Origin of the sequence: Pseudomonas sp. 22072 (assembly GCF_052046095.1) — a bacterium.
Lineage (GTDB): Bacteria > Pseudomonadota > Gammaproteobacteria > Pseudomonadales > Pseudomonadaceae > Aquipseudomonas > Aquipseudomonas paracarnis.
Genome location: NZ_JBQEQE010000013.1, coordinates 111,734 through 125,482, shown reverse-complemented (window position 1 = coordinate 125,482; position 13,749 = coordinate 111,734). Strand labels below are relative to the sequence as shown.

Genomic DNA, 13,749 nt, shown 5'->3' with positions numbered 1-13,749 from the left:
AGCGGGGCTTTTTTGTGGGTCTAGCGGATTACTCGGCCAGTTTGAAGGTGATGAAGCTGGCACGGCCTTGACGCAGGACGCGCATCGACACCGAGCGATTCTTCGGCAACGCCTTGGCGATGTCGGCGAATTCCTTGGTGGTATCGATTGCCTGGTTGTTCAAGTGGGTGATCACGTCACCCGGTTGCAGGCCGATCAAGGCGGCTGGGCCGTCCTGAACTTCCTTGATCACTACACCGCTTTGCAGGTCGAAGGTTTTCTTCTGCTCGGCGGTCAGTTCAACGACGGCAATACCCAGACGGTTACTGCTGCGCTCGGCGCCTGGCTTGGCGTTGCCCAGGGCGTCCAGGGTCGCGCCTTCTTCCGGAATTGCCCCAACGGTCAGTTCGACGTTCTGGCGCTTGCCGTCACGAATCACTTCCAGCTTGGCTTTGCCGCCGGCCTTGAGCGCGCCGACCAAGTGTGGCAAGTCCGCCGACATAATGATCGGCTGGCCGTTCATGCTCAGGATTACGTCACCGACTTTCAAGCCGCCTTTGGCCGCAGGGCCATTGTCCTGAATCTGCGCAACCAGTGCACCGGCCGGCTTGTCGAGACCGAAGGACTCAGCCAGGTCCTTGTTCACTTCCTGGATTACCACGCCCAACCAGCCGCGACTGACCTTGCCGCCGCTTTTGAGTTGATTGGAGACGTCCATGGCCACATCGATCGGGATCGCGAAGGACACGCCCATGAAGCCACCGGAGCGGGTGTAGATCTGAGAGTTGATCCCCACCACTTCGCCGGCCAGGTTGAACAGCGGGCCACCGGAGTTACCCGGGTTGATCGGCACATCGGTCTGGATGAACGGTACGTAGTTTTCGTTTGGTAGGCTGCGACCGATGGCGCTGACGATGCCTTGGGTAACGGTGTGGTCAAAGCCGAACGGTGAACCGATCGCGACCACCCACTGACCGGCCTTCAGGTCCTGGGACTTACCCAGCTTAAGCACCGGCAAGTCCTTGCCATCGATTTTGAGCAAAGCCACGTCGGAACGTGGATCGGTGCCAATCAGCTTGGCCTTGAGTTCACTGCGGTCGGCCAGGCGCACGAGAATCTCGTCGGCATCGGCAATCACGTGGTTGTTGGTGAGGATGTATCCGTCAGGCGAAATGATGAAGCCGGAGCCCAGGGACTGGGCTTCGCGCTGACCACCGCCACCACGGGGAGAGCGAGGTTGGGGCATCCCGCGTTCGAAGAACTCGCGCAACATGGGCGGCAAGCCTTCCAGGTCGGGCATCTGCTGGTTCGAGACTTTGCGATCCGGCAGCTTCTGCGTGGTACTGATGTTCACCACGGCAGGCGAGGCCTGCTCCACCAGTTGGGTGAAGTCAGGCAGCTCGACCGCTTGCGCAGGTAAGGCCTGGCCCAGCACCAGCACTGTGGCGACTATGGATAAGTAAGACTTCAAACGTGGTATCGACATACAGCTCCCGTTACGACGAGCAGGGTTAAGCGACAGGGTTCAATAAACGCCGGATACTGCGACCGGCATTTTTGTTCCGCGAACAAACACGGCCAGAGCCATCAAACCCTGACCTATAAAAAACATGGGAAGTTTTTGCAAGTGAAAATGCTGATCCAGAGATTTCATACGCCCCGCACCCAACGAAATTCGGGCTCAGATTGAAAGAACAGGATGAACATAAGATTAACAATCTCAGGGCGTGGCGGCGGCCTTCTCACCACGTACCGACAACGCGATGCGCTCAGCAGTACCAATGGGAATTTCGCCCACTACCGTGACCATTATTTCGCCATCTACTGTATTCAAGCGCCGCGAGACTGCCACGGTCGGCCCAAGCTGAGCGCGGGTTTCATTCACATCGGCGCCATCGGCTAACTCAAGAAACACCGAAAAACGCGCAAGCCCATCGTCATACATCAGGCTGTCGACGGTAGATTTCGTTTGGGCATCTTTGCGCGTAGCGCTGCTGATCTGTTGGAAACCAGGCGGTAGCCAGTCCAGATGCCACTTTTGCGTGGCAGACAACTCAGGTGCTTTAGCGGCGGACATCGTTACTGGCGAACAGTCGCTGCTGGGCTGCAAGTCCTGGTCAGAAGGAGTGGCCGAAGCATCCAGGCGGGTGAACTGAAAACGCTCCAACAACTGCCCTTGGTCATTTAGCAGCAAGGATTTAAGCGGCAGCGCAGTTTCACGGTCCAGGTGTAATTCAAACCCATAACGATAGGGATCACGGGGGCTGATCGACACAATCACCGCATGACGACCGGCCACGCGCGATTTGCCAATGACGGCCAGATCATAGAATGAAGTGAGTTTTTTTGGATCAAGAATACGCGAGGGTGCCTCAGCTGATTGACCGAGACCGGCAGCCAACGTGCCACTGACACATTGTGCCCGACCATCAACCCTGACCGCTTCCCGGGCGGAGCCGTCAAGTTGCAACAAGCGTTCACGAACATGACCATTCTGGACACGGTGCCAGATGTCATGGGTAGAAAAACTGCCGTTACGTTCGTAGACAAACGTACCTTCAAAGCTTTGCTGCTGCTCTGCACGCCCAAGTCGAGTCAGCCAGTCTTGGGCTTCATCGGCATGGGCGGATAGTGCAAACCAACTACTGAGCAAAAGCGTAAGGAGCGGTATGGCGCGCATAGGGCTCCTTAGCGAATCAGCGGTTTTCCTGGCTTGCTGCACGAGCGTATGGCAGAGCGCTGTCAGTGCCTTTGGCAGCCGATTCCTGCGCATGTTGACGCAGGTAGCCTGGAAGGCGCTGATCCTGCCAGCCGGATTGCCCCTGAAGTACACCATTAGCCATAGGGCCGGTGGTATCAGTGCTTTCCTTGTAGCCAGCCAGCACGGCCGGACCTTTGACTTGCGGACCGGCCATGACCGGTTGCTGAGTCTGTTGGGCCAGCTCGTTGCCTGCGATCTCGTCCTGGTTGTACAGGCGAACACCTGCCAACACAGCAACAGTCACCGAAGCGGCCACTGCCAGACGACCCAGGCTGCGCCACGGACCACGCGAGGCTTTTGCCGGAACGGCTTCATCAGCCAGTGCAGCAGAAACGGCCGCAGCAATATCCAGACGAGGGATTAGGAGATCCTTGTGCATCACCGCCCGAGCGACTTGGTAACGAGACCAGGTATCACGGGTTTCGGCGTCATCAAATGCGTTGAGCACTCGACGAAGTTCCAGTTCATCCGCTTCGTTATCCATCACTGCGGACAGCGATTCCTGCAGGGCATCACGACTCATGGCGGTTCCTCTCTTGGCTGTCGCCGCTGTCTTTAGTTTTCCTGCAACAACGGTTGCAAGGCTTTGTCGATGGCTTCCCGGGCCCGGAAAATCCGCGACCTCACAGTCCCCACCGGACATTGCATGACGCTCGCAATGTCTTCGTAACTCAGACCATCGAATTCACGTAAAGTTAACGCCGTACGCAAATCTTCTGGCAGTTGCTGAATAGTGCGATGGACGGTGCCTTCGATCTCGTCGCGCAGCAATGCACGCTCCGGCGACTCGAGATCTTTGAGGCCGTGATCACCATCGTAGAATTCAGCATCTTCTGAACTGACATCACTGTCTGGTGGGCGGCGACCGCGTGACACCAGATAGTTTTTCGCCGTGTTGATGGCGATGCGGTATAGCCACGTGTAAAACGCACTGTCACCGCGGAAATTTCCAAGTGCACGGTAAGCCTTGATAAAGGCTTCCTGCGCAACGTCCTGCGCTTCATGGGTGTCGTGCACAAACCGCACGATCAACCCGAGAATTTTGTGCTGGTATTTCAGCACTAGCAGATCAAATGCTCGCTTATCACCGCGCTGTACGCGCTCGACCAGCTGCTGATCCTCTTCCTGGGTTAGCATGAACACTCCTCGTTGTACTTGAAGGAGGCTTGCATAACTAAACGATCAGGCTTGCAAACATAGACTCGGGCTTTTCGCAAAAGTTCTCCCCCTTCAAGCAAGTTTCCGGCATGCACTGATTTGGCACACACGAAAAACGCAGCACGGTCGGTGCCGGCTGCGCGAATAATCTTGTCGCCGGTTTCGTGACGCGTCCAATGCTCCCGACGGGCCAATAAACTCAACGTTTTCCCAGCTTTCGGGCAACCTGCTATTGAGTCGGGGCTTATGCAAAAAGTTCCCGTCCCGCCAACCGGCCGTTTCCCAAAGCTGCGCAGCATAATCTCACAATGCCACGAAGGCGTGGCTATTGTGCCGCTCCACCCCTCTATATACTAGTGGCCCGTGTGACCCTTTGATTCGCCGATCCAGGCGTCCTGTTTGCGCCCCCCCTTTGGATCGCTTTTTGCGGAATCCGTCAAATGAGCCAACAGTTTCAACACGATGTCCTCGTAATCGGCAGCGGCGCCGCCGGCTTGAGCCTGGCCCTGACCCTGCCCAGCCATTTGCGTATAGCGGTTTTGAGCAAAGGCGACCTGGCCAACGGCTCGACCTTCTGGGCTCAGGGCGGCGTTGCTGCGGTGCTGGACGACACAGACACCGTGCAATCCCACGTCGAAGACACCCTTAACGCTGGCGGTGGCCTGTGCAACGAAGACGCCGTGCGCTTCACCGTCGAACACAGCCGGGAAGCCATCCAATGGTTGATCGACCAAGGTGTACCCTTCACCCGCGATGAACATGCCGGCAGCGACGACGGTAGCTTTGAGTTCCACCTGACCCGCGAAGGCGGCCACAGCCATCGCCGAATCATTCACGCTGCCGATGCCACCGGGGCCGCGATTTTCAAGACCCTGCTCGACCAGGCCCGCCAACGTCCAAATATCCAATTGCTGGAGCAGCGCGTCGCGGTCGACCTGATCACCGAAAAACGCTTGGGCCTGCCGGGCGAACGCTGCCTGGGCGCCTACGTACTCAACCGCACCAGCGGTGAAGTCGATACCTACGGCGCACGCTTCACCATTCTCGCCTCGGGCGGCGCCGCCAAGGTCTACCTCTATACGAGCAACCCCGACGGTGCCTGCGGCGACGGCATTGCGATGGCCTGGCGCTCGGGCTGCCGGGTCGCCAACCTGGAGTTCAACCAATTCCACCCCACGTGCCTGTATCACCCGCAGGCCAAGAGCTTCCTGATCACCGAAGCCCTGCGCGGCGAAGGCGCACATTTGAAGCTGCCCAATGGCGAACGCTTCATGCAACGCTTCGACCCACGCGCCGAACTGGCACCACGCGATATCGTCGCCCGCGCCATCGACCACGAAATGAAGCGCCTGGGTATCGACTGCGTGTACCTGGACATCAGCCACAAGCCCGAAGCCTTCATCAAGACCCACTTCCCGACCGTCTACGAACGCTGCCTGACCTTCAACATCGACATCACCAAGGGCCCGATCCCCGTGGTACCGGCCGCGCACTACACCTGCGGTGGCGTGATGGTCGATCAGCATGGCCGCACCGACGTGCCGGGCCTGTATGCCATCGGCGAAACCAGCTTCACCGGCCTGCACGGCGCTAACCGCATGGCCAGCAATTCATTGCTTGAATGCTTCGTGTATGCGCGCTCGGCGGCAGCGGACATTCTTGAGCAACTGCCGCGCATCCCGGTACCGGCCGCCCTGCCCCGCTGGGACGCGAGCCAGGTCACCGATTCGGACGAGGATGTGATCATCGCCCACAACTGGGACGAGCTGCGGCGCTTCATGTGGGACTATGTGGGCATCGTGCGCACCAACAAACGCCTGCAACGGGCGCAACATCGGGTGCGCTTGCTGCTGGATGAGATCGACGAGTTCTACAGCAATTATAAGGTCAGCCGCGACCTGATCGAGTTGCGCAACCTGGCCCAAGTGGCCGAGCTGATGATCCGGTCGGCCATGGAGCGCAAGGAAAGCCGCGGCCTGCATTACACCCTCGACTACCCACAGATGCTGCCCGAAGCCCGGGACACTATCCTGGTGCCAACCACCTACGGCGGCTGAACTTCAGGCGTACCCGCAGGCGCCGGTGCACATCGGCGGCCTGCGCATCCTTTGGCACGCAGATGGACCGCACTCGCCGTTCACCCTGCACTCGGTAACGCAACACCACGATCAGCGGCAACGCCAGGCTGTCGGGCCGCAGCTGCACTGGGTGCCACCCGCGTGCGGCGCTCCATAATTGCCAACCATCGTCGTCACGGCGCAGGCCACGAATCGACGAACGGTGAGTGAGCAGGATTTGCCGCGGCAATACCCAGGCACAATGAGCCAGGCATAGCAGGATGCCAAGGCTTGAATAAGGCAGGTCGAGAGCCAGCAGGCTGCCCAGTGCGACCATCTGGGCAAGCACATAGGCCGCCAGCAACAGCCGCGAGGCCTGCCAGCGGCATTCGAAACGATTACTTGGGCTGGACACGATCCAGGATCATCCGAACCATGCGCTGCAGCTCCGGGTCTTCGGATTCGGCGCGCTCCATGAACCAGCCAAACATGTCCTGGTCTTCGCACTCGAGCAACCTGACGTAGAGGTCGCGGTCCACCTGATTGAGCGTCGCGTACACCTCTTTGGTGAAAGGCACCAGCAACACATCCAGCTCCAGCATGCCGCGACGGCTGTGCCAGTAGAGGCGATTGATTTCTACATCTTCGACCATGGAGCCCTCCTAAAATAGAGCGCAAGTATACAGCCCCGACGACACTGGAACAGTCGGCTTTGGTCGCCCTATATGGAAACTATGCATTTGCCGGACGCCCCTCTATGATGCACCCATGACTTTTTGACCTGCGATGACCCATGGCTGACTCCGCTTTTTTCTGCTCCCTGTCCCACGAAGGCGTTCTCGCCGTCCGCGGCTCTGATGCTGCCAAGTTCCTGCAGGGCCAACTGACCTGCAACCTCAATTACCTGAGTGATACCCAGGCCAGCCTGGGCGCGCGCTGCACGCAAAAAGGCCGGATGCAGTCGAGCTTCCGCATCCTGCTGCAGGGTGATGGCGTGCTCCTGGCCATGGCCACCGAGTTGCTTGAGCCGCAGTTGGCGGATTTGAAAAAGTACGCGGTGTTCTCCAAATCCAAGCTCACCGACGAAAGCGCTGGCTGGGCGCGCTTCGGCCTGGCGAACGCAGACGCGGCCCTGAGCGCCCTGGGCCTCGCGCTGCCGGTCGAGACCGATAGCGTGGCGCGCAACGAGGCATCGATTGCCGTCCGCGTTTCCCCGGGCCGGGCCGAACTCTGGGTACCTGCCGAACACGCCGACGCCGTGCGCAGCCAATTGGCCGCGCAGTTGCAACAAGCTGAATTGAATGCCTGGCTGCTTGGCCAGATCCGTGCCGGTATCGGCCAGGTGATGCCCCAGACGCGCGAGCTGTTCATTCCGCAGATGCTCAACCTGCAGGCTGTGGGCGGCGTCAGCTTCAAGAAAGGCTGCTACACCGGCCAGGAAATCGTCGCGCGCATGCAGTACCTGGGCAAACTCAAGCGGCGCCTGTATCGCCTGAGCCTGGAGGCCAACGAGCTTCCCGAGCCAGGCACTCCGTTATTTTCCCCGAGCCATAACAGCGCGATCGGCGAAGTGGTCATCGCAGCAAAAGCCGACCAGTCGATTGAACTTCTCGCCGTGCTGCAAGCCGAAGCTGCCGACAGTGGCGACGTGCGCTTGGGCACCCTCGAGGGCCCGGGCTTGAATCTGCTTGACCTACCCTACCAACTGGACCGTGACCGCGAGATCCAGCGTTAATCGCCGTACTTTTTGCAGCACCCTAGAGAGCATGAATGAACAAGCTGGCGGAAAAAGTCCAACAAGCGTTGGTAACGGCCATCGACAACGATGACCTGGTTCTGCCGACATTGCCGGAGGTGGCCCTGAAAATTCGCCAGGCCGCCGAAGACCCGGACATCAGCATCAGCCACCTGAGCAAAGTGATCAGTCGTGACACGGCCCTGTCGGCGCGCCTGATCAAAGTGGTCAACAGCCCGCTGCTACGGGCCAGCCAGGAAGTCACCGACCTGCACACCGCCATCACCCGGCTCGGTACCAACTACAGCAGCAACCTGGCTATCGGCCTGGTGATGGAGCAGATCTTCCACGCCCGCTCAGAGGTGGTCGAACAGAAAATGCGCGACGTGTGGCGCCGCAGCCTGGAAGTGGCGGGCGTGAGCTACGCCTTGTGCCGTCGCCACAGCCAGCTCAAGCCAGACCAGGCGGCCCTGGGTGGCTTGGTGCATCAGATCGGCGTGCTGCCGATCCTCACGTATGCCGAGGATCACTATGAGCTGCTGGCCGACCCCGTCAGCCTCAACCACGTCATCGACAGCATCCACCCGGTGCTGGGGGACAAGCTGCTGCGGGTCTGGGACTTCCCTGAGATGCTGGTGAACGTGCCGGGCCAATACCTGGACCTGACACGCGACTCTGCAAGCCTGGACTACGTCGACCTGGTGCAGGTCGCCGCGCTGTACTGCCACCGCGGCACCGACCACCCCCTGGGGACCGTGCCGATTACCGCCTTGCCGGCCCTCATGAAGTTGCGCATAGACCTGCACAGCGACGCCCTGCGCAGCGAACTGGACGAAGCGCGGTCGATGTTTTACTGATCAACCCGCGATAAAACTCACGCGCACCTTAAGCCCCGCCAGCTCGCCATCATGCAGGCTGATCTGCGCCAGGTGCGCACGGCAAATCTCCCCGACAATCGCCAGCCCCAAGCCCGACCCCATGCCCTGCTGGCTGCGTCGATAAAAGCGTTCGAACACCCGGTCCCGCTCATCCAGTGGGATGCCAGGGCCGTCATCCTCGACTTCCAGCACCGCCGGGGCCGTCACTCGCAAAATCACATTGCCGCCAGGCGGGGTATGGGCCAAGGCGTTATCCACCAGGTTGCTGAGCAGCTCATTCAACAGCGTTGGTTCGCCGCGCAGCCATACCGGCTCGTCGGCCTCCAGTGCCAGGGCCACGCCCCGCGCGTGGGCCAGCGGCGCCATGGCCATACCGAGCTCACGGGCCAATTGGCTTAAATCGAGCAGTTGCGCACCGCCTTCGGCAATGGCGCGGGCACCGTTTTCGATGCGGGCCAGGGACAACAATTGATTCGCCAGGTGCGTCAGGCGGTCGGTGCCCTGGGCGGCCGTTTCCAGGGTGCTGCGCCAGGTGGCCGGTTCTTCGGCACGCAGGCCCAGTTCCAGCCTGGCCTTGAGCGCCGCCAGGGGGGTGCGCAGCTCGTGGGCAGCGTCGGCAATAAACTGTGCCTGGCGCTCGAACTGCCCGCGCAAACGTTCGGTGAAATGGTTGAGCGAGCGCACCAGTGGGCCGAACTCATCCTGAACCTCCACTAATGGCAGAGGCCGCAGGTCATCAGGCTGGCGCTCTTCCACCGCCGTACGCAGGCGTTCCAGCGGGCGCAGTGCGGCGCTCACCGCGAACCACACCAGCAATAACGCACCGATGGCGAGCATGCCCAGACGCAGCAGTGTATCGGCCATCAGGCTGCGGGCCATGGCCACCCGGGCTTCGTCGGTCTCCGCAACACGAATTTCGGCCATGCCGTTCATGTTCGGTTCCGAGACGGCCTTGAGCAGGCTCACCACGCGCACATGCTGGCCCAGGTACATGGCGTTATAGAACCGCGCCAAGGCTGGATAATCGTCGGTGCGGGGCGTGCCAGGCGGCGGGCCAGGCAGGTTTTCGTAACCGGAAATCAGCTTCTGATCAATATCATTGACCTGGTAATAAATGCGCCCGGCACTGTCGTAGGCAAAGGTGTCCAGGGCCACATAGGGCACATTGGCGCTGAGGGTGCCGTCCACCTGGGTCAAGCCGGCGGCAATGGTGCGTGCCGAGGCCAGCAGCGTGCGGTCATAAGCGGTGTCGGCGGCTTCGCGACCGTTCCAATAAGCGCTCATGCCGCTGGCGAGCATCAACAACACCAGCAATAACGCAAGGTTGCACAGCAAGCGCCAGCGCAGGCTGCTGGGCTTATGCATCACGGGCTTCCAGCAAATAGCCAAGGCCCCGGAAGGTGACGATGGCGATGGGTTGGCCATCGAGCTTCTTGCGCAGACGATGCACGTAGATTTCGATGGCGTCGGGGCTGGCCTCCTCGTCCAGGCCGAATACCTGGGACGCCAATTGTTCCTTGCTCATCACGCGCCCCGGCCGGGCGATCAACGCTTCGAGCACCGCTTGTTCTCGGGAGGTCAAGGTCATCAGCTCGCCTGCGACCGTGAAGCGCCGGGTGTCGAGGTCGTACACCAGCACACCGCAGGTTTGCTGACGCTCGCCGCCCAGCACGCTGCGCCGCAACAGTGCCTTGACCCGTGCTTCGAGTTCCGTGAGTTCAAACGGTTTGGCCAGGTAGTCATCGGCGCCCAGGTTCAGGCCGTGCACGCGGTCTTTTACATCACTGCGAGCAGTCAGCATCAGCACCGGCAGGTTTTTTCCACGTGCCCGCAAACGTGCGAGCACCTCGAAACCATCCAGGCGCGGCAACCCTACGTCCAGGATCACCGCGGCGTATTCCTCGCTGCTCAAGGCCAGGTCCGCCGCCACGCCGTCATGCAACACATCAACGGTCAAACCCATGCTCTTGAGCGCTTGGGCCACGCTTTCGGCGAGCTGCAAATGGTCTTCAACCAGGAGGACACGCATGGATTTCTACCTCGTTCAGGGGTGGTCGACGCCACGCTTTGCCCGGCAGTTTACAGCCGCAACCTGGCCTGTGAAGCCCGAAAACATTGAAAGGCGATTGAAAGGTTAGTGAAAGCTTCGCCCTTTAGCATCCAACCACGGTGGTCTATGCCCGCCGAGTTGCCTGACCCGTAGCGCCCGAAAAACGCCTCGAAGCGTTTTCGCCAGAATAAGAACAATAACGGAGTACACCACGATGCTGTCGACCCAGCCACAGGCTTGCCCGCCTGTTCGTTCTTCCCGCCTGACCCACACCGCCCTCGCCAGTGCCGCTGCCCTTGCCGGCTTTTCGCCGCTCAGCCAGGCTGCCTTCTTCGAAGACAGTAGCGCGACCCTGGAAACCCGCAACATGTACTTCAACCGCGACTTTCGCGACGGTACCAGTGCCCAGCAATCCAAGCGCGACGAATGGGCCCAGGGCTTCATGCTCAACGTGCAATCGGGCTACACCGACGGCACCGTCGGCTTTGGCGTTGATGCGCTGGGCATGCTCGGCGTCAAGCTCGACTCCAGCCCCGACCGCACCGGCACCGGCCTGCTGCCGACCCACGATGACGGGCGCGCCGCCAACGAGTACTCCAAGCTGGGCCTGACCGGCAAAGTGAAAATCTCCGCCACCGAGTTGAAGATCGGCTCGCTGATCCCCGAACTGCCGATCCTCAAGCCCAACGACGGGCGCATCCTGCCGCAGACCTTCAACGGTGGCTTGATCACCTCCAAGGAACTCAAGAACCTGGTATTCACTGGTGGTCGCCTGGACAAAGCCAAGGACCGCGACGACACCAACTACGAAGACATCGCGCTCAATAACAAGAACAGCCGCTTCCTCAGCGGTGCCACCGGCAAGCACTTCAACTTCGGTGGCGTCGACTACAAGTTCGCCGACAAGATCACCGGCAGCTACCACTTCGCCCAACTCGACGACGTGTATCGCCAACACTTCCTCGGCATGGTCGCCTCACGCCCGATGGGCCCTGGCACTTTCGCCGCCGACCTGCGACTGGCAATCAGCGATGACACCGGCTCGGCCCGCGGCGGCAATATCGACAACACGTCCCTCAACGGCCTGTTCAGCTATGCCCTCAATGGCCATAAGCTCAGCGCCGGCTACCAGCACATGTCCGGCGACAGCGCCTTCCCGTATGTGGATGGCAGCGACCCGTACCTGGTCAACTTCGTGCAGATCAACGATTTTGCCGGCGCCGAAGAACGCTCCTGGCAGGCACGCTACGACTACGACTTTGCCAAGCTGGGCATTCCTGGCTTGAGTTTCATGAGCCGTTACCTCTCGGGTGACAACATCAAGCTCAAGAACGGCGAGACCGGCAAGGAGTGGGAACGCAACAGCGAGATCAAATACGTGGTGCAAAGCGGCACGTTCAAAGATGTGGCCGTGCGCCTGCGTAACGCCACCTATCGTTCCAACTATTCGGCCCGTGACGCAGATGAAATGCGCTTGCTGGTCAGCTACAGCGTCGCACTTTGGTAGTAACCCCCTCATAACAAAAACGATGGAGATCACCATGACCCTTTCACTGCGTAAATTTGCCCTCGCCGCTGGCTGCATGCTGTTCGCCGGCCAACTGCTGGCCGCCGACGAACCCAAGCGTCCGGAATGCATCGCCCCGGCCTCCCCAGGCGGCGGTTTTGACCTGACTTGCAAACTGGCGCAAAGCGCGCTGGTGAACCAAAAGCTGCTGACCAAGCCGATGCGTGTGACCTACATGCCAGGCGGCGTGGGCGCGGTAGCCTACAACGCGGTCGTCGCCCAGCGCCCTGCGGATGCGGGCACGTTGGTCGCCTGGTCGAGCGGTTCGCTGCTGAACCTGGCCCAGGGCAAGTTCGGCCGTTTTGATGAAAGCGCCGTGCGCTGGTTGGCGGCAGTGGGCACCAGCTATGGCGCCATCGCGGTGAAAAGCGACTCGCCCTACAAAACCCTCGACGACCTGGTCAAAGCCCTGAAGAAAGACCCAGGCAGCGTGGTGATCGGCTCCGGCGGCACCGTCGGCAGCCAGGACTGGATGCAAACCGCACTGATCGCCAAGGCCGCCGGGATCAACCCGCGCGAACTGCGTTACGTCGCCCTTGAGGGTGGCGGTGAAATCGCTACGGCTCTGCTGGGGGGGCATATCCAGGTGGGCAGTACCGACATCTCCGACTCCATGCCGCATATCCAGAGCGGCGATATGCGCCTGCTGGCGGTGTTCTCCGAGCAACGCCTGGATGAGCCGGAAATGAAGGATATCCCGACCGCCAAAGAGCAAGGCTACGACATCGTCTGGCCGGTGGTGCGTGGCTTCTACCTGGGGCCAAAGGTCAGCGATGCCGACTACGCCTGGTGGAAAGACGCCTTCGACAAACTGCTGGCTTCCGAGGAGTTCGCCAAGCTGCGTGACCAGCGCGAGCTGTTCCCGTTCGCCATGACGGGCCAGGAGCTGGACACCTACGTGAAGAAACAGGTGGCTGACTACAAAGTGCTGGCCAAAGAGTTCGGCCTGATCCAGTAATCGCCCCTCTTTTGTGTAATGCCCCTGTAGGAGCGAGCGTGCTCGCGAAGAACCCAAGGACATCCACGTGCGTCCAGAGAGCACGCGTTATCGTTGACGTTTTTCGCGAGCAAGCTCGCTCCTACAAGAGGGGCCTTGGAGTTTTCTATGCTCTTACAACGCATTTTCGCTGCCGTGCTATTGCTGGCCTGTATCGGCCTGGCGCTGATGGCCTGGCCGTATCAGGCGGCTTTTTCCTACGAACCCGTAGGGCCAAGAGCCTTCCCCCTGCTGTTGCTCGGGCTGATGGGCCTGGCGCTCATCTACATGATGATTCGCCCGCAGGCGACCAAACACACTGACGATGAACCCGCGCTGGATCAACCCACGTTGATCAAGATCGGCATCTGTGTGGCCCTGCTGCTGGTGTTTGCAGGCACATTCGAATCCTTGGGTTTCATTCTCAGCAGCATGCTGATCGGTATTCCGATGGCACGGCTGTACGGCGGCCGCTGGTTGCCCAGCGTGGTGATCATCACCTTGATGAGCGTCGGTCTTTATCTGCTGTTCGATAAAACCATGGACGTACCGTTGCCCCTCGGCCTGCTCGACGTTCTGGAGAACTGA

General features: G+C 60.3%; 14 protein-coding genes. 6 read left to right on the top strand and 8 right to left on the bottom strand.

Annotated elements, in window-relative coordinates:
* Window positions 1-28 precede the first annotated feature (28 nt).
* The 4 genes from ACTJLA_RS15630 to rpoE form a co-directional block, all read right to left on the bottom strand.
* A complete protein-coding gene (locus ACTJLA_RS15630; protein ID WP_014717365.1) occupies window positions 29-1,465 on the bottom strand; it encodes a DegQ family serine endoprotease in 1,437 nt (478 codons plus the stop codon).
* Between the two features lie 234 nt (window positions 1,466-1,699).
* A complete protein-coding gene (locus ACTJLA_RS15625) occupies window positions 1,700-2,659 on the bottom strand; it encodes a MucB/RseB C-terminal domain-containing protein (RefSeq protein WP_314549492.1) in 960 nt (319 codons plus the stop codon).
* Between the two features lie 16 nt (window positions 2,660-2,675).
* Window positions 2,676-3,263, bottom strand: coding sequence for a sigma-E factor negative regulatory protein (locus ACTJLA_RS15620; protein WP_034126575.1), 588 nt, complete (start codon window positions 3,261-3,263; stop codon window positions 2,676-2,678).
* 32 nt (window positions 3,264-3,295) lie between these two features.
* Window positions 3,296-3,877: an RNA polymerase sigma factor RpoE gene (rpoE, locus tag ACTJLA_RS15615; RefSeq protein ID WP_003172477.1), complete on the bottom strand. Its 582-nt coding sequence runs from the start codon at window positions 3,875-3,877 to the stop codon at window positions 3,296-3,298.
* Between the two features lie 461 nt (window positions 3,878-4,338).
* On the opposite strand from rpoE, the gene nadB reads away from it, so the two are divergent.
* Window positions 4,339-5,955 carry an L-aspartate oxidase gene (gene nadB, locus ACTJLA_RS15610; protein WP_220382847.1) on the top strand — a complete coding sequence of 539 codons (1,617 nt, stop codon included), beginning with the start codon at window positions 4,339-4,341 and terminating at the stop codon, window positions 5,953-5,955.
* Here the strand turns inward: nadB and ACTJLA_RS15605 are convergent.
* Both ACTJLA_RS15605 and ACTJLA_RS15600 read right to left on the bottom strand, forming a co-directional pair.
* On the bottom strand, window positions 5,924-6,370 hold the full coding sequence (locus ACTJLA_RS15605) for a protein YgfX (protein ID WP_198791469.1): 447 nt from the start codon (window positions 6,368-6,370) through the stop codon (window positions 5,924-5,926). The genes nadB and ACTJLA_RS15605 overlap by 32 nt on opposite strands.
* Complete coding sequence (locus ACTJLA_RS15600) at window positions 6,354-6,608, bottom strand: FAD assembly factor SdhE (RefSeq protein WP_003189444.1); 255 nt, start codon at window positions 6,606-6,608, stop codon at window positions 6,354-6,356. The genes ACTJLA_RS15605 and ACTJLA_RS15600 overlap by 17 nt, the downstream gene beginning before the upstream one ends.
* Window positions 6,609-6,748: 140 nt before the next feature.
* On the opposite strand from ACTJLA_RS15600, the gene ygfZ reads away from it, so the two are divergent.
* Together ygfZ and ACTJLA_RS15590 are read left to right on the top strand one after the other, a co-directional pair.
* On the top strand, window positions 6,749-7,690 hold the full coding sequence (gene ygfZ / locus ACTJLA_RS15595; protein ID WP_314549480.1) for a CAF17-like 4Fe-4S cluster assembly/insertion protein YgfZ: 942 nt from the start codon (window positions 6,749-6,751) through the stop codon (window positions 7,688-7,690).
* A 35-nt stretch (window positions 7,691-7,725) separates the two neighbouring features.
* On the top strand, window positions 7,726-8,547 hold the full coding sequence (locus ACTJLA_RS15590) for an HDOD domain-containing protein (RefSeq protein WP_034126564.1): 822 nt from the start codon (window positions 7,726-7,728) through the stop codon (window positions 8,545-8,547).
* On the opposite strand, the gene ACTJLA_RS15585 is transcribed toward ACTJLA_RS15590, so the two are convergent.
* The gene (locus tag ACTJLA_RS15585) at window positions 8,548-9,933 is read right to left on the bottom strand and encodes a sensor histidine kinase (protein ID WP_003189439.1); all 1,386 of its coding nucleotides are present in this window, start codon (window positions 9,931-9,933) and stop codon (window positions 8,548-8,550) included.
* A complete protein-coding gene (locus tag ACTJLA_RS15580; protein ID WP_014717358.1) occupies window positions 9,926-10,597 on the bottom strand; it encodes a response regulator in 672 nt (223 codons plus the stop codon). Before ACTJLA_RS15580 ends, ACTJLA_RS15585 begins: the two co-directional genes overlap by 8 nt.
* A gap of 235 nt (window positions 10,598-10,832) precedes the next feature.
* Here ACTJLA_RS15580 and ACTJLA_RS15575 point away from each other — a divergent pair, with 235 nt between their 5' ends.
* From ACTJLA_RS15575 to ACTJLA_RS15565, 3 genes are all read left to right on the top strand, one after another.
* Window positions 10,833-12,125: an OprD family porin gene (locus ACTJLA_RS15575; protein WP_054897614.1), complete on the top strand. Its 1,293-nt coding sequence runs from the start codon at window positions 10,833-10,835 to the stop codon at window positions 12,123-12,125.
* Window positions 12,126-12,153: 28 nt separating this feature from the next.
* Window positions 12,154-13,143, top strand: coding sequence for a Bug family tripartite tricarboxylate transporter substrate binding protein (locus ACTJLA_RS15570; protein WP_161793218.1), 990 nt, complete (start codon window positions 12,154-12,156; stop codon window positions 13,141-13,143).
* Between the two features lie 147 nt (window positions 13,144-13,290).
* On the top strand, window positions 13,291-13,749 hold the full coding sequence (locus tag ACTJLA_RS15565) for a tripartite tricarboxylate transporter TctB family protein (RefSeq protein WP_003189430.1): 459 nt from the start codon (window positions 13,291-13,293) through the stop codon (window positions 13,747-13,749).

Excerpts from the sequence above, each read along its gene's own strand:
- ACTJLA_RS15630 (WP_014717365.1), bottom strand. The coding sequence starts at position 1,465 with ATGTCGATACCACGTTTGAAGTCTTACTTATCCATAGTCGCCACAGTG.
- ACTJLA_RS15625 (WP_314549492.1), bottom strand. The coding sequence starts at position 2,659 with ATGCGCGCCATACCGCTCCTTACGCTTTTGCTCAGTAGTTGGTTTGCA.
- ACTJLA_RS15620 (WP_034126575.1), bottom strand. The coding sequence starts at position 3,263 with ATGAGTCGTGATGCCCTGCAGGAATCGCTGTCCGCAGTGATGGATAAC.
- rpoE (WP_003172477.1), bottom strand. The coding sequence starts at position 3,877 with ATGCTAACCCAGGAAGAGGATCAGCAGCTGGTCGAGCGCGTACAGCGC.
- nadB (WP_220382847.1), top strand. The coding sequence starts at position 4,339 with ATGAGCCAACAGTTTCAACACGATGTCCTCGTAATCGGCAGCGGCGCC.
- ACTJLA_RS15600 (WP_003189444.1), bottom strand. The coding sequence starts at position 6,608 with ATGGTCGAAGATGTAGAAATCAATCGCCTCTACTGGCACAGCCGTCGC.
- ygfZ (WP_314549480.1), top strand. The coding sequence starts at position 6,749 with ATGGCTGACTCCGCTTTTTTCTGCTCCCTGTCCCACGAAGGCGTTCTC.
- ACTJLA_RS15590 (WP_034126564.1), top strand. The coding sequence starts at position 7,726 with ATGAACAAGCTGGCGGAAAAAGTCCAACAAGCGTTGGTAACGGCCATC.
- ACTJLA_RS15585 (WP_003189439.1), bottom strand. The coding sequence starts at position 9,933 with ATGCATAAGCCCAGCAGCCTGCGCTGGCGCTTGCTGTGCAACCTTGCG.
- ACTJLA_RS15580 (WP_014717358.1), bottom strand. The coding sequence starts at position 10,597 with ATGCGTGTCCTCCTGGTTGAAGACCATTTGCAGCTCGCCGAAAGCGTG.
- ACTJLA_RS15575 (WP_054897614.1), top strand. The coding sequence starts at position 10,833 with ATGCTGTCGACCCAGCCACAGGCTTGCCCGCCTGTTCGTTCTTCCCGC.
- ACTJLA_RS15565 (WP_003189430.1), top strand. The coding sequence starts at position 13,291 with ATGCTCTTACAACGCATTTTCGCTGCCGTGCTATTGCTGGCCTGTATC.